Below are 17,678 nucleotides of genomic sequence, written 5' to 3'. Positions count from 1 at the left end.
TGATCGGTCTGGTCATGCCGGCTCCGGCCCACAGCGGGGACCGGCGCCGCGGCGCTCGCGGGTCAGCGTGGACGGCTGAGAGCGGCCTCGGCCAGATCGGTCCACTTATCGGCCGAGGAGTGAGGCACGACCACCCAGTCCTTCACCACCCTGCCCTGCCCCGTGGGGTCGAACAGGGACGCCCCGGCCAACTGGAGCGCGGCCGCATGTTCGGGGGTGTCCCTGACCAGCCGGAACACCATCGCGCCGTCACGCTGCAGGCTCGCGAACACCTTCCCCGCCTGGTCCTTGAGCGCGGGACGCCCCATCATCCTGGAGATCCCCACACCCAGATCAGCCAGCTCCGCGCCGACCTGCTGGAAATCCTCTTCCGCGCTCATCGTCAGTAGGCCCCGGAACTCCCTCGTGACGCGATCGTCTCGACCCCGCCTCCTGCAGCACGGCGATCATGCTAATCGTCCCGGCAGCACCGATCAAGGCCGGGCGAAAGGCGCCGGCTCGGCGATCCGCGCGTCCACCTCGGCGATCTTCGCCTGGGCGCCGGCCCGCAGGTCCGGGGTGGGGTGGCCACGCCGCCCGGTGTCGATCAGCTCGGCCACCTCGTCCAAGCCGAGCCGCTGAGCGGCCTTGATCACCGATAGCAGGACGACGGTCTCCGGCGGCAAGTACCGGCTTACCGTCGACACATGACCACTACCAGCGCAGATCCCCACCATGATCACGATGGGTCACTGAAGTACTGGTCGGTCGTTCGCTCAACAGGCGCTCCACAGATTCTCAACATCGGCCTGACTACCTTCGCGGTGTCCAGTACGACGAGCACCAAGGAGAACCCGATGCGAACGCTCAACACGATGGTCCTCGGTGCGGCGGTCGCCGCCGCGGCTCTGACCGCGGGCGCCCCCGCGCAGGCCGCCGTCCAGACCAGCGCCCAGACCTCCCCCACCACCGTCACCCCGGCCGCCGCGGCGACCGGCTCGACGGCGATGTCCTGCCGTGAGGTGCGTGTGTACCGTCCGGAGATGCGCAAGGGACACGTGGCCGCGACCGGCTGGTCGAGAGGCTGCTCCCGCAACCAGCGCACCAAGATCATGCTCCAGCGCAAGCGCTGGTACGGCTGGCAGAACATCTCCAGCGCCTCCTGGTACGGGGCCGGCAAGAAGACGTTGTACAAGGGCTGCAAGCGGGGAACCGTCTTCACCTACCGCCTGCAGGGCCAGGTCAGCTACTACGCAGGAAGCAAGTACGTCGTCCGCAACGGCTGGAGCCCCAAGATGCGCGCGAAGTGCCCGTGACGCGCTCCGATGACCACCCAGTACTCCAGTGACTGATCTCGAGGCGTTGGGGTCGCGTGGAGACGGCCACCGCGTGATCATCCGGAGTTCGCGGACGCGCGGTGGCCGCGAGCGTAGGCCCTGACAGCTGGATGGTCATCGTCGACGAGCCGGCCTTCCACCGCTGCCACGCGCCAGCCCGGCCTGAATCGCAATCACCCGACTGTCACGCGCCAGGAGCCCGGTACGCCACCTCCATCCGCGTGGCGTCGTCGATCTCCTCCGTCGTCAGCAGGACGGTCGTCTTCGTCCGTACGGCCCCGGTCGCCGATATCGTGAGCCCCACAGCGGCCGAAGCCGCATTGTTCGGCAGGTCGAGAACCACATACGTGTCCGTCTCCCCGAACGCGAAGTACATCTGCTCGACCCGGCCACCGACGCTTTCCGCCATGCGCTCCACCGCCTGCCGACGCCCGGTGCCGCCGTCTCGCAACACTCCTTTGAGGCCGTCTGCGGTGTAAGTCGCCTGAATCAGGTACTTGGGCATGGTCGAGTCCCTCTTCTCGTGCCGCCACCCTGCACTGGGGCGGCCATCGCGGTCACGGGATCGAAGTTCTCGGCTTCGGATGACGGTAATCCCACCCTCTGTACTGATTTTCCCCTGTCGCAGCCTTAGCTCGGCCGTGGCAAGCCGCCTGCCAGGCATGCGTTCATCACGTCGTTGATGCGTACAGAAGCTCAAGCTGTCGAGAGTGTTCGGAAAGAGGCGGACGAGTCATGCTGACAGGTGTCGAGGGCGTGAGCGGACTCTGGAGCAGGCAGATGATCAACGAGACGCCGTACCTGCGGCTTCAGGCAGACTACGTCGGCCGGTTGGGGGCCGAGGTCGGCATCTTCGTCGCCGTCGACCACCTGCGACGCAAGAACTTGCTCACGCCGGAGGAGGAAGAGCTCTACTTCGACATCGACGACTGGTTCCGCGAGCACCTACCCGAGCCGCCTTTCTACGCGGACGGAAACACCATCGGCGCGATCACCTGGTTCAAACACGCCACCACAGGCGCGATGCTCGCCCGTCTCAGGCCGCTGCGGGACCTCCTGTCGGTGCACGACGTGCGATGCGACCTCGTACGGGCGAGCGATCCAGGCAAGCTCGTCTACGAGGACCAGTACCAGGTCGGCGTGATTCCCAGGATCCGGAAACGCCCCTCACCGCTGCCGCCCGGCGTCACACTCGGACCGACCACCTCGGGTTCCAAACGGCACCTCGCCCGCCGTCCACCCGAACCCAGATGACGCGCCGGATCTGGTCTCGGCGATCTCGGCCATGTCGAAGGACTCCTCGGTGAGACGGCGTCCACGCGGCCGCGCCGAAGCCGCTGACCAGGTCTTGACGCCTGCCTTACCGACGCGGGCGGATGCCCGGATCTAACCTTGAGCTGGAAGGGGCATGCCATGATCACCACTATCGTGATCGGGCTGATCGCCATCCTCGTAGCTTTGCTGGTGGTCAGCGTCCGAGTCGTCAACCAAGTCGAGCGAGGCGTGGTCTTCCGCTTCGGCAAGGCTCAGCAGGAGATCCGCCCGCCAGGGCTCACCTTCCTCATCCCGGTCGTGGATCGGATGAAGAAAGTGAATATCCAGATCGTCACGATGCCGGTGCCCACGCAGGAAGGCATCACCCGTGACAACGTCTCCGTCCAGGTCGACGCCGTCGCGTACTTCCGGGTCGAGGAGCCGATGCGGGCGGCCATCGCGGTGCAGAACTACCTGTTCGCGATCGAGCAGGTAGCCCAGACGTCACTGCGCTCGATCATCGGCAAGAGCGATCTGGACGACCTGCTCTCCAACCGCGAGGAGCTGAACAAGGGCTTGGCGCTGATGATCGACAGCCCCGCGCTCGGCTGGGGCATCCACATCGACCGCGTGGAGATCAAGGATGTCCATCTTCCCGAGGGCATGAAGCGATCCATCGCCCGCCAGGCCGAGGCCGAGCGGGAGCGCAGGGCCCGTGTGATCACCGCGGACGGGGAGTTCCAGGCCGCGCAGAGGCTCGCCGACGCCTCGGCCATCATGAACGAGGCCCCCGGCGCGCTCCAGCTGCGCCTGCTGCAGACCATGGTGGAAGTGGCGGCCGAGAAGACCTCCACGCTGGTCATGCCGGTGCCCGTGGAGCTCCTGCGCTTCTTCGAACGCTCCGCGAACAGCGCTCCGGTCGCGGAGACCACGGAGCAGCCCGCCAGTTCCGCAGAGGAGGAGCCCGAAAGGCAGCCTGCCGTGACGAACTCCGCCACGCCCGAACTGGCCCCGTCAGGGCGCTCCTTCGACCGGTCCGCCGCGGAATCGGCCATGAAGAACGGCGCCTCGCGTACTCCATAGACCATCAGCCTCTCCAGGACCGGATGGGACGGTGTGCCGGCGCAGGGGTCCGCTCCGTCAGCGGAGGATCGCGAAGTTGAAGTCCGAGGTCCGTAGGGTGCCGCTAAGGGATATCCAGAGCAGCACGAGGGGCTCGACGCAGCGGGCGGCAGCCAGGCCGCCGAGGTCGAGGATCTGCCGATCGGCCCACCCGAACGACTTCAGCAGATCCGCGACTTGCACCCTGGCGGCCTGGTCGTCCCCGCACACGAACACGTTGTGCGGTCCCGGGACCTGCGCCGGATCAGTCATCAGTGTGTTGTGCATCGTGTTGAGCGTCTTGACGATGCGGGTGCGGGGGAAGGCTTGCTGCAGTTGTTCGGCGACGCTTCCAGCCGCGGGCACGACCAGCCGGGGCGGGAAGCCCTGCGAGAAGTCCAGCGGGTTGGACACGTCCACCACGATCTTGCCGTCGAGGTTGGCGGTCCCCGCGGCCTTCAGGGCGGCGAGTGCCACGAGCCCGCCGGTGGCGTTGACGACGAGCTCGCCGTGGGTGGCCGCGCCGGCGAAGGTGTCGTGGTGCCCTTGATGCTCGCGCGCCCACGCGGCGGCGACCGGATTGTCCGCCGTACGGGAGCCGAGCGTCACCTCGTGGCCGAGACCGGAGAGCCTGGAGGCGAGCCGGCGGCCGACGTCTCCGGTGCCCAGGACCCCGATCTTCACTGCTGCGTCCTTGGTGCCGGTTCACGGTCGTCGGCGGCCAGCTCCGCGGCGACGGCGTCGGCGCCCAGCCCGACCAGCCAGTCCATCCGCGCATCGGGGGAAAAACGCGTCATGGTCCGCGTGAGCTCATGCTTGTCGTCGTCAGTGAGGCTGGAAGCTCCGCGGGCGAGCCGTTCGATCGTCTCGCGGTACATCATCAGGTACCGGCGTTGCGCGTCCAGCATGGAAGCATCGCCGGACGGCCCGTGACCGGGCAACAGCGGCACCCCGCGGAGGTCGCGAGCGATCCGGTCGAGGGCGGCCAGCCAGTGCCCGGAGTGGCCGTCGCTCAGGTACGAGTGCATCGACCCGAACGCCAGGTCCCCGATGAACGCGGCACGCCGGTCGCCGCTCCGGGCCACGATGTAGGAGTCGGCGTGGCTCTCGGCCGGGCCGATGTCGTGCACGGTCACCCGCAGGCCACCGACGTCGACGCCGTCGCCGGTGGCGAGCAGATGCTCAGGCACCCGGTAGCGGTCGGGCCACTGGTCGCCGTACACGGGCCGCCATTGCTCCCGCTTGGCGTCGGCGCTCTGCTCGATCTCCTTCGCGACTGCCGCGGTGGCGTACACGGGGACGGTTTCGGGCACGACGTACGGCAGCCCGTTGAAGTGGTCGGGGTGTGGATGGGTCACGAAGGCGGCCAGCAGCGGCTTGCGCAGCGCGGCGAGGCGGGCGGCCAGGGCCTCGGCGTCGGCGACCAGCAGGTTCGCGTCGATCAGCACTACGCCGTCGTCCGTCTCCAGCAGGTAGCTGTTGGCGAAGATCCCTGGCTCTGCGGCGGTGTAGACATGACACTGGAAGTCCGTCATCGGCGGCGTCTCTCTTCCTTACGTTCGCGGTGCTGTCGAACGTAAGGGCTGGGACGCCCCTCTCCCAGAAGGCACTTTGAAGTGCCCTTGCCACTCCCGCCGGAGGCGCCCGTGGACCTGACGATCCCTGACGTGCTGGAGGAGTCCTGTGCCACCCGCCAGGCGTTGGAGCGGCTGGCGGCCAAGTGGCGGATCCTGCTGATCTACGCCCTGATGGACGGCCCGCAGCGGCCTGCCCGCCTGCGCCAGCGCCTGCCCGGCATCACGCAGAAGGTGCTGACCGAGACGCTGCGCGGCATGGAGGCGGACGGGCTCATCACCCGTGACGTCCACAAGGAGACCGTTCCGCAGCACGTCGAGTACGCCCTCACCGATCTCGGCAGGTCCCTGCAGGAACCCCTCGCGGCCATCTGCGCCTGGGCCGTCGAGCACGCCTGACAGTCGGCGAAGACGACCCGGGCTACGCGGCGCGTCCTGCGGCGAAAAATGACACAACATCAATTGTCCGGCGAGAAAGCCATGTACATCCCGGCAGTACGGTTGAGGTTTGACAGCGATCGCGCACGAGGCAGGATCGGCATGCTCGGGGAGGACTCGCCGTACCCACTGGTGGTGACCGGCGTCTCAGGCGCCGTCGAACAGGCGAACGAGGCCGCCCGGTCACTGTTCCACGACGGGCCGGCCTGGCTCGCCGAAGCCCAACGCGGGCTCTCGGCTCGACTGACGACGGGCCGGGAGGGTCTGGCGTGCGCGCCGGTCCGCGGACCGATCGGTGAGCGAGTGTTCGAGGCGCATCCCGTGTGGGCCGACGGCGGCCACGTCACCTGGTTGCTGATCGACGTCACCGGACAGCAGCAGGCCATGGAGACCTTGCAGGCCGAGCGCGACTCCGTCTTGTCCATGGTGCAGGCCGCCACCGAGTTGTTGTCCACCCTGAACCTCGACCGCTGCCTGGAGACCACCGCGCGGCTGGCGGTGCGGCATTTCGCCGAGTCCGCGCTGGTCGTCATGCCGCTGGGAAGCCGCCAGTACGAGCTCGCCTTCCGCACTTCGGAGGGCGAGGCCGGACGCGAAAACGTGGACCTCGACCCGCGGACGATCCCGGGGCTCAACGAGGCGTTGCAGGGGTTCCCGCCGGTGCCCGCCCGCTGGATCGACCCCGCCCTGGTGCCCGGCCGGGTGCTCCCCGGCCGGCGGCGCGGGATCCGTTCCGCGGCCGTGATCTCGCTGCCCGGACACGGCATGCCCGTAGGCGCGCTCATCCTGCTGCGCCATACGGCCGGGTTCTCCCCCCGCGAGGAGATGTTCGCCCGGCTGTTCGCCGCACGGGCCGGCACCGCGATCTCCATCGCCCGCCTGTACTCCGACCAGGTGGCCATCACCGAACTGCTGATGGCCGGCCTGCTGCCGCCGGTGATACCGCAGCTGGACGGCGTCGAAGTGGCGGCCCGCTATCGGGCGGCAGGCGGCAGCTCGCGGATCGGCGGGGATTTCTACGACGTGTACCCGGCCGTCGGCTCGGGGCGGCACTCCCTGGTGGTGCTGGGCGACGTCTCCGGCAAGGGGCTGGAGGCCGCCGTCCTCACCGGGAAGATCCGTGACACGTTGCGCGCCCTGCTGCCGCTGGCCGATGACCACCAGCAGGTGCTGGAGCGGCTCAACGACGTGCTGCTCGCCGGCGAGAGTCTCCGCTACGTCACGCTCGTGCTGGCCGGCGTCGAGCGCCGCGGCACGCGAGTCGCCTTGCGGCTGACCAGCGCCGGGCATCCGCCGCCGATGATCGTGCGCGACGACGGCCGGGTGGACGTCACCACAGCCCACGGCACGGCGATCGGTCTCCTGGACGAGGTCACCAGCTCCACCGAGACGGTGCTCCTGCAGCCCGGGGAGAAGTGCCTGCTCTATAGCGACGGCGTCATCGAGGCCAGAGGGGGGCCGCTCGGCGACGAGTGGTTCGGCGACGAACGGTTGCGCGAGGAACTGCGGCGGAGCGTCGGCGTGCCGACGGACACCCTGGCGGAACACGTGCAGATGCTCGCGTTGCAATGGGCGGGCGACCGTGAGCACGACGACATAGCGATCGTCGCCATCGGCGCCCCAGGTGAGGCACCCCCTGCGGCGACCGGAGGACCGGGGCCGTGAAGGACGACATGGAGCAGTACGTCGAGGCGCTGCGGGCGGCGGCGACGGCCGGCGACGAGTACGCCGCGGTAAAGGTGGCGCAGGACGCGCACGACGCCGGTGTCTCCTTGGAGCGCCTCCTCCTCGACGTCGTCGCCGTCGCGCAGGCACGCATCGGCGAGGAGTGGGCGGCCAACCGCCTCACCGTCGCCCAGGAGCACATGGCGACCGCCGTCAACGAGGGCGTGCTCGCCGTCCTCGCCAACACGATCGACACGACGGACCACGGTTCCGCGCCGCTCAAGTGGCGGATCTGCGTGGCGTGCGTCGAGGGCGAGTGGCACACCTTCCCCGCCCGGTTGCTGACCGAGGTGCTGCGGCTGCGCGGCTGGATGGTCGACTACCTGGGAGCCCATGTGCCGACCCGGCACCTGATCGTGCACCTGCACAGGACGGCCCCGGACATGGTCGCGCTTTCCAGCTCGATCGCCACCCGCCTGCCCGCTGCGCACTCCGCGATCAGCGCGTGCCAGGCGGCCGGCACGCCCGTGCTCGTGGGCGGCGCCGCCTTCGGCCCCGACGGCCGTTACGCCCGCCTGCTAGGAGCCGACGCCTGGACGCCCGACGCCCGTGCCGCCGCTGACCTGCTCGACGCCGGGCCGCTGCCCCGGAGGCACGCGCCCGGCCTGAGCGCCGAGCGGCGACCGCATCTCGCCTCCCATGAGTACGCCCTGTTCACCGACCGCAAGCCAGACCTGGTCAGAGGCGCCCTGGAAGAGCTGAGCCGCTGCGTCCCCGAGACCGGGCCCCGGCCTGCGGAACCGCCCGTCCTCACCGCGGAGGACGTGGCGTTCACCGTCGATTTCCTGGGCACCGCCGTGTACGTGAACGATCCCGAGCTGTTCGTCTCCTACACGAGGTGGCTGGCATGGACGCTCACCCAGCGCGACGCGCCGCCGCACGCACTGACCGCCGTACTTGACGCCCTGGGCGCCCGCCTCACGGGCCTCCCGCACGCCCTCGACACCCTGGCACGGGGCCGTGAGGCGACGGCGGGCTCTCAGCAGGCCGGCGAGTCTCCAGAAGGTGAAATCCCTCCCCGCGAAGATGGACAGAGGTAATAAACAGGTAGTGAGGGTGGGGAAGGAGACATGCGCAGGTCGGCTGCTGTACTTCCCGGCTGTACCGTGCGCATTTCCTTGGGTGGCCCGAAGCACACCCAGCCACCAAGATCCTTTGTACGTACGGTGATGGGCCGCGGCATACGGTCGCCTTCGATGACACCTGGCTGCGTACCCCAGAAACGCTAGAAAAGGCCGCGAAGCCATCGCAAACGGCAAAACTTCACCCTGCTTCATGACGACTCAGAGTGGGCTCACCGGAGCTGGGGCAGCATCTGTGAGCGGTTCCGACAAGCCGCTCACCGGCGCCACTTCAACGTCCCGGAGGATCCCGATGCAGATGCCTGTAGTGAACGAATGCGATGTGGATGCGTGCGCCTACAACACCGACCGCAGGTGTCATGCACTGGCCATCACCGTAGGTGATATCCGCCATGCCCATTGCGACACCTTCTTCCGCACTTCCGCCAAGGGCGGCGATCCCACCACCGTGGGCCACGTCGGCGCATGCAAGATGTCCGACTGCCGGCACAACGTCCAGTTCGAGTGCCAGGCTCCCAACATCACGGTCGGCTATGTGGAGAACACCGCGGACTGTCTCACCTATTCGCCCGCCTGAGGCCCACTCGAGCTCGGCACGGTAGCGGGTCTTCGACTCGACTGCCCGCCTCCTTGTCCTCAAGGTCATCGGAGGTTGCATCCCCACCGAAGGCAGACTGTCAAGCGGCCATCGTCAGCGTGGGGGTTCCCGGCCCGTCAAGCTCGTCCAGCGCCACTCGTCGCCCTGAGATGGCCAGGAGGAGCGAAAGCGCGGTTCCGCTCACTTCCAGGCCGTCTCCGATCGACAGGTCGGCGTCCGTCGCCGTAAGCCGGATACGCGCCATCAGTTCCTTGGCCCCACCGAAAGCCGCTGGCGTACGAGCCTGATAGCGCAGCGATCTGACCACAGCCGCCTGCGGGTAGACGCGGGTGAGCCCCAAGGGCCGAGGGATCTGCGGCAACAGGCCGCTCACGGCGGCATCCGGCTGCATGACCCCTGAAACGCAGAAGAGGCCCCGTAGGGCCTCTGACCTGCTGCTACTGCTGGTGGCAAGGTGCAAGGGTCGAAGTTCCAGGCTGCGTTAGGCCTCTGACCTCCGCGTACAGCTCTCGCTTGCCTCCACCGGGGAAGGCCATCCCGCGTATATCTCACGAGGCCAGGCACGATTGAGAACCCAGCAGATGACTGATTAGTACCTATGCCCGATTAGTAACACCTGCCAAGATTTGTTGGAGCGGATCGATCAGGCGGTAGCGGTGGAGGCGCGGGCATGAACTGGGCAGAACCGTACGGACCCGTGATTGAAACTCGCGTGCGCCTACTGACCTGGAACGTGTGGGGCGAGCACGGCCCCTACGCCGAGCGCGCCGAGCGCATCGAAAAGGTGATAGGTGAACTGGCGCCCGATGTAGTGACTCTGCAGGAGCCGACCGGGCATACGTTCGGCTACAAGCACACCGCAGTGGCCTCAGAGAAATCCTCATGCGCGTTACTGTCACGCTGGCCGATCGCGCGAAGTGAGGAGCGGCACCTGCCGGGCGGTGCACTGCCGGGCCACGCGTTGTTCTGTGAGCTGGCGGGACCACGGGGCCCGCTACAGATATTCAGCGTGATGATCGGCGCGTATCGGCTGGATGAGTCGGAAGCTCGCCAAATGCAGGTGCGGGCATTAACCGCTTTCGTGGGCGAGGTGGCCTCGCGGCGACGTCCAACAGTTGTCTGCGGGGATTTCAACGCGTCGCCCGACAGTGACGAGATCAGAATGCTGACCGGACGTAGCGCACCAGGGACGCCCGGCGTGGTCTTCTACGACGCTTGGGAGATCGCTGGCGACGGCGGTCCTGGGTACACATGGAGCAACGCCAACCCATGGGCACGTCCTGGACTTTATCCCGATCGCCGCTTTGACTACGTCCTGAGCGCCTGGCCGCGTGCAGGAGGGGCGGGGCATCCGGTGCGCTGCGAGGTGGTGGGCGCTGGCCCCCAAACCGCCTCTGACCACTACGCCGTACTGGCCGAGCTGCGGTATTGATGCAGTTCAGGCAGTAGCAGCGATCGGCCCCACCGCCCCGGTGTGGCCGATCGCCCCCAAGCATGTACGGCGTCCAGCCATGCAGCGGCGATCGTGGGCCTGCATCTGTGCGGCGACGCGGTAATCCCCGACCGAAGCGTTCGGTTGGTGCGGCGGGGCCGACGTGCAGTGCCCGGCCCGGTGTCCCGCCGCCGTCCGGGACCCGGCCCTCAGGCCGCACGCCCGGGCGGCGGGCGGGCGGAGGGCCGGGGGTACGGCGGCACGCCGCGCCGCCGCTTGATCTCTACAAGAACAATTCGGCAGTGTGATCGCCATGGCCGGATGTCCTGTCTCGCTTAATGGTTGACACTCTGGCCTCGCTTGATGCTTGACACCTTGATCGTTTCCTGTGCCTGCTCGTGGCGTTATCGACGCTTCGGGGCAGGCCGGGATGGCATTGGTGGAGTTGAGCGTCGCGGAACAGCGCTATCACGCGGTGATCGAGGTGTTGTCGGGGGCAAAGGTCACCGACGTAGCAGGCCGGTATGGGGTGTCACGACAGTCGGTGCATGTCTGGGTGCGCCGATATCAGGACGGCGGTCTAGCGGGGCTGGCCGATCGGTCGCATGCGCCCAAAGCGCAACCGATGCAGACGCCGGCGGCGATCAAGGCGCTGATCTGTGAGCTGCGGCGCGCCCATCCGCGGTGGGGCCCGCGCACTCTGTTGTGGGAGCTGGGCCGGCGCGGGGTGGAGCCGTTGCCGTCACGGGCGAGCATCTATCGGGTGCTGGTGCGTAACGGGCTGGTCGAGCCGGTCACCCGCCGGCGCAGACGCGAGGACTACCGCCGCTGGGAACGGCCGGGGCCGATGCAGCTGTGGCAGATGGACATCATGGGCGGGCTGCTGCTGGCCGACAACGGCAAGCAGTTCACCGGCCGGTTCGGCGGGCCGAAAGCGGGTGAGGTGCTGTTCGAACGAGTCTGCCGGGAGAACGGCATCAAGCTGCGTCACACCGCTCCAGGACTCCGACCACCACCGGGAAGATCGAGCGTTTCCACCAGAGCGTGCGCCGCGAACTGCTGACCGAGGCGCTGCCGTTCGCCTCACTCGAAGCCGCCCAACCCGAGGTGGACGCGTTCGCCGAGCATTACAACACCGCCCGCCCGCACCAGGCGCTGGACATGGCCTTGCCCACCGACCGGTTCTTCATCGAGCGCAGCGACGGCCTCCGCCGGGCCGAGCGCGAACTGCCGCTGCACCTGCCCGCCGGCCTGACCACGGTGACCGCTCCGGCTCTCGGAGCCCCTTTGCAGCTTGTCCTACTCCCCCGCCCGCCGATCCCCCGGTTCCTGCCGCCGATCAGCCCGAACGGCCCGAACCCATCCTGACGACCACGATCGATCCGCTGTCGCGCCAGGCCATCGAGGTCGACCGGATCGTGCCCGCATCAGGCAACCTGTCAATCGGAGGCCAGCAGCTCTGGCTCGGCCCCGACCGGGCGGGCATGCCGATCACCTTGTTGATCAGCACGCAACGGCTGCATGTGTTCACCACCAGCGGCGGCAGGCTCAAGAGCGTGGCCTCCCGACTGACCGTCAAGGACCTGGCCGCGCTGCTCGCCTCGGGCCAAGCCCGCCCGGCACCGACCGAGCCCGCCGGTGAACCGGCCATCGAAGCGAGCGCCGTCGAGGTCGACCGGCAGGTCAGCTCGATCGGTTGCATCAGCCTGGCAGGCCGCGCCCTGTGCATCGGCGCCCACCTCGCCGGTCGGCGCGTCACCGTGCGCCTGGACGGCATCACCGCCCGCGTCATGGACGGGCAACGCCTCCTGCTGCGCGCCGTGCCCTGCCCGCTTCCGCTCGCCGAGTGCGGTAGCCTGCGCAACGCCCGCCCCGCCGGGCCACCGCCCACCTCCCCGTCCGAACCTGTCACCGTCCAGCGGGTGGTCTGCAGCCGCGGCCACTCCGCCGGTCAGGCAGAACGCCAGCGGTCGTCCGGTGCCTTCGCAGACCAGGTGGATCTTGCTGGTCAGCCCGCCGCGGGATCGGCCGAGGGCGTTATCTGCCGGCGAGCCTGTGACGAGCCCCCTTTACGGGCACCGGCGGCGTGCTGGTGCGCACGCACGATGGTCGAGTCCACCGCCACCAGCCAATCGAGGGCACCGTGCGCATCGGCCCGGGCCTGCACCGCATGCGGCATCGCGGTGAACGTGCCGTCCCTGGCCCAGCGCCGGAACCGCGTGTACAGGCTCTGCCAGGACCCGTACCGGGGCGGAACGTCACGCCATGCCACACCGGTACGGATCTTCCACACGATGCCGTTCAGTACCCGCCGGTCATCCTCACGCGGACGACCTAACCGCGAGACAGGCAGAAACGGCCGCAGCTTCTCCCACTCCTCATCAGTGAGCTCATGACGCCGGATCACCACACCATGATCCCCTACCTAGATCACTTTGAAGACACGACCTAGCAGCTCGAGATCAGCAAGGGAGGTGGTGGCCCAACTCCTCCGGCGCTGCCACGGCCGACGGCCCTGCCGCTCCGCTCGACCTCGCGAAAACAATCACCGGAGGATCGTCATCTGATGCAGAATTTACGGGGGACTACCGCTAGGAGCTTCGGGCATGGGTGAAGGCGAGTCCAAGCGGCGGCGTCAGACCACATTAGCTGAGGTCTCACACCTCAGAGGCGTCGGCCGGTACGAGGAGGCCGCCACCGCGCTCATTGCCGAGCTGATGCAATCACCCCACGTCGAGCTGCTCATGGCAAACGACAATCTCCTTGGCGAGTGCATCGCCCGCGGTGAACTGATCGCGGCCAAGGTTCTCGCCGAAGCCGGCTGGACGCTGACTCGGGCCGTACGCCAGGCCGACGACCCGCCGGTCCTTGAACGCGCCACCACAGTCATGCTCCTCGCTGACCGACTTGGCGACTCCGCGGAGGCCTCACGGATGGCTGAGTACATCCTCGGCGCCCGCCGTGGCTTCCTCCCTGCCCGCCACCCCGACCTGGTGCAGGCTCTGGAGGACAGCGCCAAGTACCTGATGGAGGCCGGGGAGCCGGAGCGGGCCAAGGCGGTGTACGAGGAAATCGCCGGCGGCGCTCCCGAGGACACGGGGCGGCCTCCTGACCTGGGCGACGCCCGTTCCCGCAGCGCCGCTCACTACCTGCTCGGCAACTGGTGTCTGCGTCTGGGCGACGGGGACGGCGCCGACGAGCACTGGACCAGGTGCCTGCAGTGGAGCGAGGCCCTGCCGCCGAGAGAAGGCAGACCGCTGCGGGTCGCCGCCCTGGCTCACCTCGGACGGCTGATGTACGGCTTCGGCGACACGTCGGGCGCGCTGCCTAGGCTGGTGCAAGCCTACGAGCTCGCCTGCGAGGAGTTGGACGACTCACGTGAGCCAGCCTGGATCGGCGAGGACGGCGACGCGCGCCAAGTGGCCACCGACTTGGCCAACCTCGGGATGCTCCAACGGGACAAGCAGGACCTGACGGGAGCGGAGGGGTCGCTGCAGCTCGCCGTCGAGCTGTACAGGCGGGTGGGCGAGCGCGCGGGTGTGGCGTCGGCCTTGAACGCGCTCGGACAGGTCTACCACTCGGCCGGCGCGCTCGAATCGGCCGAACGTCACTACCGCCACGCCCTGAAGGTGCTGCGGGGATCGGCTCAGGCGCCGCCGTCCCGCGCGACGTCGGTTCTCATCGCCCTGGGCGCGCTGCACGAGATGCGCGGTCAGTACGACGAGGCCCGCACGCTCCTGGAGGAGGCCGTCGGCCTGCTGTCGAAGGACACCGACCCGGCGACCCACGCCACGGCTCTGAACAACCTCGCCCGGCTAGCCTACAAGACGCACCGAGACGAGGAGGCGGAGCAGCTGCTGGCACAGGCCATCGACCTGATTCGCGGGCTCCCCGGGCCCCCGCACAACCTCAGGGACACCCTGTTCAACCTGGGCGAGTTGCACGCCGCCAGTGGGCGCCCCCATGACGCGCTGGCCGTCTTCCGGGAGGCGCTCGAACGAGAGGACGACTGGCTCAGCGCCGTGTTCGCCACGGGCTCGCGGGGGCAGTGGCTCACCGCGCTGTCAGGGAGCCGGTTCCGCGTGGACCAGTTGCTCGGCCTGGTGCTCACCGAGCTGAACACGGACGCCGACGCGGTGGCCGTCGCCGCCGACGCACTCCTGAGGCACAAGGGCCTGGCCGCGCAGCTCACCATCCTGCAGCGGGACGTGCTGTACGCTGGCGACCACGATCCCCGGCTGCGTGACCTGCACAAGCAGCGGGACCGGTTGCAGGCCGCCATCAACGCCAGGCAGCTGGCCGGACCGTCGGACGGCGCGATGAACACGCATCGGCAACGGCTGGCGGACGACAGGCAGCGGCTCGACGCAGTCGAGTCGGAGATCGCCCAGCGCACACACAGCGCGGGCCATCGCCTGTTCGAGCTGACGTGGCAGGACATCGCCACCACGCTGGCCTCCGACACGGCACTCGTCGAGCTGCGCCGGCGCGCCGTCTTCGACTTCCACGCGGCCGACCGTACCGAGGGAGTCCACGCGGGCGCCCGCTACAGCGCGCTCGTCCTGCGTCCCGGCGCGCCGCCTGCCTTCGTCGACCTGGGCGATGCAGAGCACATCGACGAGCTGACCAGCCAAGTCACCGCGATCATGAGCGGGCGAAACCAGGAGGAGGACACCGGTGAAGCGGCCCGGCTGCGCCGCGCCGTACTGGATCCCCTGACGCCTGCGCTCGGCGCGGCCTCTCGCCTGCTGCTGGCTCCCGATGGCGCGTTGAGCACGCTGCCGTACGAGGCGCTGCCGCTAGACGACGGACGGCTCGTCATGGACCGGTGGCTGGTGTGCTACCTGCCGACGGGCCGGGACGCGCTGCACCTGAGCCTGCCCTCGCCCGCACCTTGCGGCCCGCCACTCGTGCTGGCCGACCCCGACCTCGAGCTCGGCACACCGGGCGGCCGGAAGGCCAGCGAGCGAGCGCCGTTCACCCCGTTGCCGGGAGCGCGCGAGGAAGGCCTGCAGATCGCCGAGTTCCTGGGCGTCACGCCGCTGGCAGGCGCCGACGCCGTAAAGGGACGGGTGACGGGCGCTCGCAGCCCGCTCGTCCTGCACATCGCCAGTCACGGGTTCCTCAGCCCCAGCGTCCCGCGCGCGATAGACCTGGCGGACATCGCCGTCGGAGACATCGTGACGCCGGTCGACGCCCATCGCCGAATCCTCGTGCTCGACGGGGCGCTGGCCACCCCCATGGACTTCACCCTGGCGCGCGACGACCCCTTCGAGCGGCTGTCCGGCCGGGACGTGGACGACCCGATGCTCCGCTGCGGCGTTGCGCTGGCAGGCGCGAACACCTGGCTCTCGGGTGGCGACTTGCCGCCTGAGGCGGGCAACGGCGTGCTGACCGCCGCGGATCTCGCGCTCACGGATCTGAACGGCACCCGGCTGGTCGTGCTGTCAGCGTGCGACAGCGCGCTGGGCGAGGCATGGGTGGGCGAAGGGGTGTTCGGGCTGCGCCGCGCGGTCTCCATCGCCGGAGCCCGGTCGCTGGTCATGAGTTTGTGGAGGGTTCCCGACCGGCAGACCCGCGACCTGATGACCGACCTGTACCGGCGGCTCTGGGCGGGCGATGGCTTGGCTGAGGCGCTGACCGGGGCGCGGCAGGCGATGCGCCGTAAGTATCCGCACCCGGCCTACTGGGCTGCGTTCGTCTGTCAGGGCGACCCAGGACGCATCATCGACACCCGGCACCAGGAGGACCGATGACGAGTATCGCCACGCTCACGAACCGGCTCGGCCGCGACCGCTCCGAGGGCGGAGCGGTGATCATCGTGGACGCCGAGGAGGACGTGGCTCCGGCACTGGCAGCCGCCCTACGCTACTTCGACGCCGACGACGCGCACGAAGTGGTCATCGTCCTGAACCAGGGCCGTGTCCTGGGCTCCCTGCGTCGGTTCGACGCCTACAGCCTGCCGCCGCCCATCGGGCATGAGGTTCGCAGCTACGGAGCGGCCGACCAGAGCCTTCTGCCGGGCGTGGCAAGGTACGACATGGTCACGCTGACATGCCCTCGCCCCGGCTGCCCCACCCGGCTCGGGCTGGTCCTCTACCCGGCGCATGAGCCTCGCTGCCCCCGGCACCCGGACCAGGTGCTGGTTTCATGAGCATTCCCGGGCTGCCCGGTCTCGGGCAGGACCTCGGCCGCCGCTTCACCGTGACCGGTGCGCTCCCCGTGCTCGCGGTGATGCTCACCGTGCTGGTCGAGCTCGGGGCGGGCGCCCCCGCCCAGCCGCCGAGCAGGCAGCAGCTGACGCAGACTCTTATGTCGCTCACGGCAGGCGAATGGACGCTGCTCGTATTGGTCCTCATCGTGGGTGCCCTGCTGCTACAGCCGCTGCAGCGGCCGACCGTGCGGCTCATGGAGGGCTATAGTCTGCTGCAGGGACCCGCCCGGCTGATCGGCATCCCGCTACTTGCACTGTGGCAAAGGCGCTGGGACCGGCTGGAGGCGCGCCAGCGCGTCACCGAGCCGAATGCGGCCGATCTTCCAGCAATGGTCGACGCAGCGGCCCGCCTGCGCAGGCTTCCGCGCGAGCGCGACCGCCTGCTGCCCACCCGGCTCGGCAACACGTTACGGGCGGCGGAGGACCGCCCCGGCGACGACTACGGGCTCGACGTGGTGGCCACGTGGCCGCTGCTCTACCCCCTGCTGCCCGAGCGGACGGCGGCGATGGTGGACGATGCCCGCGACCAACTCGACGCCGCGTGCCGCCTGTCAGGCTCATTCGCCCTCATGGGAGTGATCTCCGCCGCGCTGCTTCCCCTGGGCTGGTGGACACTCCTTGCCTTCACCATGGTCGTTCTCGCCGCTCTGGCCTACCGGGGCGCGGTGCACGCCGCGTACGCGTATGGTGAGCTGGTCTACGCGGCGGTCGCCCTCCACCGCTTCGACCTCCTCGCTGCCCTCCATCTACCGCTCCCCGATACCCCGGAGCAGGAACGCGACCGGTTCCTCGCCCTGTCGCGGCAGCTTCGCCAGGGCTGGCCGGGCACCAAGGCCTACCAGCACGACACCTGAGCATGCCGGGTCGGTCCGGCTGGTGCCCTTGCGTAGGCTGTGCCGACGGTTTACAGTGCGTGACCGTTATGAATGACACAAGGCCTCCCG

At 68.9% G+C, this 17,678-nt stretch carries 17 protein-coding genes and 2 pseudogenes; 12 read left to right on the top strand and 7 right to left on the bottom strand.

Annotation, left to right across the window (positions count from 1 at the left end; all coding sequences use genetic code 11):
* Positions 1–62 precede the first annotated feature (62 nt).
* Positions 63–380, bottom strand: coding sequence for a hypothetical protein (locus ACIBF7_RS41005; RefSeq protein WP_397199540.1), 318 nt, complete (start codon positions 378–380; stop codon positions 63–65).
* A gap of 93 nt (positions 381–473) precedes the next feature.
* Positions 474–635: a MerR family DNA-binding protein gene (locus tag ACIBF7_RS41000; protein ID WP_261809048.1), complete on the bottom strand. Its 162-nt coding sequence runs from the start codon at positions 633–635 to the stop codon at positions 474–476.
* Between the two features lie 201 nt (positions 636–836).
* Between ACIBF7_RS41000 and ACIBF7_RS40995 the strand changes: the two genes are divergently transcribed.
* Positions 837–1,295, top strand: a complete 459-nt coding sequence (locus tag ACIBF7_RS40995) for a hypothetical protein (protein ID WP_148036510.1) — start codon at positions 837–839, stop codon at positions 1,293–1,295.
* Positions 1,296–1,500: 205 nt separating this feature from the next.
* On the opposite strand, the gene ACIBF7_RS40990 is transcribed toward ACIBF7_RS40995, so the two are convergent.
* Positions 1,501–1,821, bottom strand: a complete 321-nt coding sequence (locus ACIBF7_RS40990) for a GYD domain-containing protein (protein WP_148036509.1) — start codon at positions 1,819–1,821, stop codon at positions 1,501–1,503.
* Between the two features lie 251 nt (positions 1,822–2,072).
* On the opposite strand from ACIBF7_RS40990, the gene ACIBF7_RS40985 reads away from it, so the two are divergent.
* Positions 2,073–2,570 carry a hypothetical protein gene (locus ACIBF7_RS40985; RefSeq protein ID WP_397199539.1) on the top strand — a complete coding sequence of 166 codons (498 nt, stop codon included), beginning with the start codon at positions 2,073–2,075 and terminating at the stop codon, positions 2,568–2,570.
* Positions 2,571–2,729: 159 nt separating this feature from the next.
* Entirely contained in the window at positions 2,730–3,653 is a 924-nt protein-coding gene (locus ACIBF7_RS40980) for a slipin family protein (RefSeq protein ID WP_364232774.1), read from the top strand.
* Between the two features lie 57 nt (positions 3,654–3,710).
* On the opposite strand, the gene ACIBF7_RS40975 is transcribed toward ACIBF7_RS40980, so the two are convergent.
* Positions 3,711–4,355 (bottom strand): NADPH-dependent F420 reductase, encoded by a 645-nt coding sequence (locus ACIBF7_RS40975; protein ID WP_397199538.1) that lies wholly within the window; start codon positions 4,353–4,355, stop codon positions 3,711–3,713.
* Positions 4,352–5,206, bottom strand: coding sequence for an MBL fold metallo-hydrolase (locus ACIBF7_RS40970; protein WP_397199537.1), 855 nt, complete (start codon positions 5,204–5,206; stop codon positions 4,352–4,354). Before ACIBF7_RS40970 ends, ACIBF7_RS40975 begins: the two co-directional genes overlap by 4 nt.
* A gap of 111 nt (positions 5,207–5,317) precedes the next feature.
* On the opposite strand from ACIBF7_RS40970, the gene ACIBF7_RS40965 reads away from it, so the two are divergent.
* From ACIBF7_RS40965 to ACIBF7_RS40950, 4 genes are all read left to right on the top strand, one after another.
* Positions 5,318–5,644: a winged helix-turn-helix transcriptional regulator gene (locus tag ACIBF7_RS40965; protein ID WP_397199536.1), complete on the top strand. Its 327-nt coding sequence runs from the start codon at positions 5,318–5,320 to the stop codon at positions 5,642–5,644.
* Positions 5,645–5,785: 141 nt separating this feature from the next.
* On the top strand, positions 5,786–7,348 hold the full coding sequence (locus ACIBF7_RS40960; protein WP_397199535.1) for a PP2C family protein-serine/threonine phosphatase: 1,563 nt from the start codon (positions 5,786–5,788) through the stop codon (positions 7,346–7,348).
* Positions 7,345–8,448 carry a B12-binding domain-containing protein gene (locus ACIBF7_RS40955; RefSeq protein ID WP_397199534.1) on the top strand — a complete coding sequence of 368 codons (1,104 nt, stop codon included), beginning with the start codon at positions 7,345–7,347 and terminating at the stop codon, positions 8,446–8,448. The genes ACIBF7_RS40960 and ACIBF7_RS40955 overlap by 4 nt, the downstream gene beginning before the upstream one ends.
* Positions 8,449–8,725: 277 nt before the next feature.
* Positions 8,726–9,067 (top strand): DUF1540 domain-containing protein, encoded by a 342-nt coding sequence (locus ACIBF7_RS40950; protein WP_397199533.1) that lies wholly within the window; start codon positions 8,726–8,728, stop codon positions 9,065–9,067.
* 100 nt (positions 9,068–9,167) lie between these two features.
* Here ACIBF7_RS40950 and ACIBF7_RS40945 read toward each other — a convergent pair whose 3' ends face one another.
* Positions 9,168–9,461, bottom strand: a complete 294-nt coding sequence (locus tag ACIBF7_RS40945; protein ID WP_397199532.1) for a hypothetical protein — start codon at positions 9,459–9,461, stop codon at positions 9,168–9,170.
* 297 nt (positions 9,462–9,758) lie between these two features.
* On the opposite strand from ACIBF7_RS40945, the gene ACIBF7_RS40940 reads away from it, so the two are divergent.
* The gene (locus tag ACIBF7_RS40940) at positions 9,759–10,520 is read left to right on the top strand and encodes an endonuclease/exonuclease/phosphatase family protein (RefSeq protein ID WP_364232759.1); all 762 of its coding nucleotides are present in this window, start codon (positions 9,759–9,761) and stop codon (positions 10,518–10,520) included.
* 445 nt (positions 10,521–10,965) lie between these two features.
* Positions 10,966–11,807: pseudogene (locus ACIBF7_RS40935) on the top strand (integrase core domain-containing protein); the annotation flags it as partial.
* A 656-nt stretch (positions 11,808–12,463) separates the two neighbouring features.
* Here the strand turns inward: ACIBF7_RS40935 and ACIBF7_RS40930 are convergent.
* A pseudogene (locus ACIBF7_RS40930) lies at positions 12,464–12,930 on the bottom strand (IS5 family transposase); the annotation flags it as partial.
* Positions 12,931–13,126: 196 nt separating this feature from the next.
* On the opposite strand from ACIBF7_RS40930, the gene ACIBF7_RS40925 reads away from it, so the two are divergent.
* Genes ACIBF7_RS40925 through ACIBF7_RS40915 form a run of 3 tightly spaced genes read left to right on the top strand, consistent with a single transcriptional unit; the run spans position 13,127 to position 17,588 of the window.
* A complete protein-coding gene (locus ACIBF7_RS40925) occupies positions 13,127–16,276 on the top strand; it encodes a CHAT domain-containing protein (RefSeq protein ID WP_397199531.1) in 3,150 nt (1,049 codons plus the stop codon).
* On the top strand, positions 16,273–16,674 hold the full coding sequence (locus tag ACIBF7_RS40920) for a hypothetical protein (RefSeq protein WP_364232748.1): 402 nt from the start codon (positions 16,273–16,275) through the stop codon (positions 16,672–16,674). Before ACIBF7_RS40925 ends, ACIBF7_RS40920 begins: the two co-directional genes overlap by 4 nt.
* Positions 16,671–17,588 carry a hypothetical protein gene (locus ACIBF7_RS40915; RefSeq protein WP_364232746.1) on the top strand — a complete coding sequence of 306 codons (918 nt, stop codon included), beginning with the start codon at positions 16,671–16,673 and terminating at the stop codon, positions 17,586–17,588. The genes ACIBF7_RS40920 and ACIBF7_RS40915 overlap by 4 nt, the downstream gene beginning before the upstream one ends.
* Positions 17,589–17,678 lie beyond the last annotated feature (90 nt).

Origin of the sequence: Nonomuraea sp. NPDC050478 (genome assembly GCF_044458265.1) — a bacterium.
GTDB classification, from domain to species: domain Bacteria; phylum Actinomycetota; class Actinomycetes; order Streptosporangiales; family Streptosporangiaceae; genus Nonomuraea; species Nonomuraea ferruginea.
The sequence above is the reverse complement of the archived record's forward strand: the minus strand, read 5'-3'. Positions and strand labels throughout refer to the sequence as shown.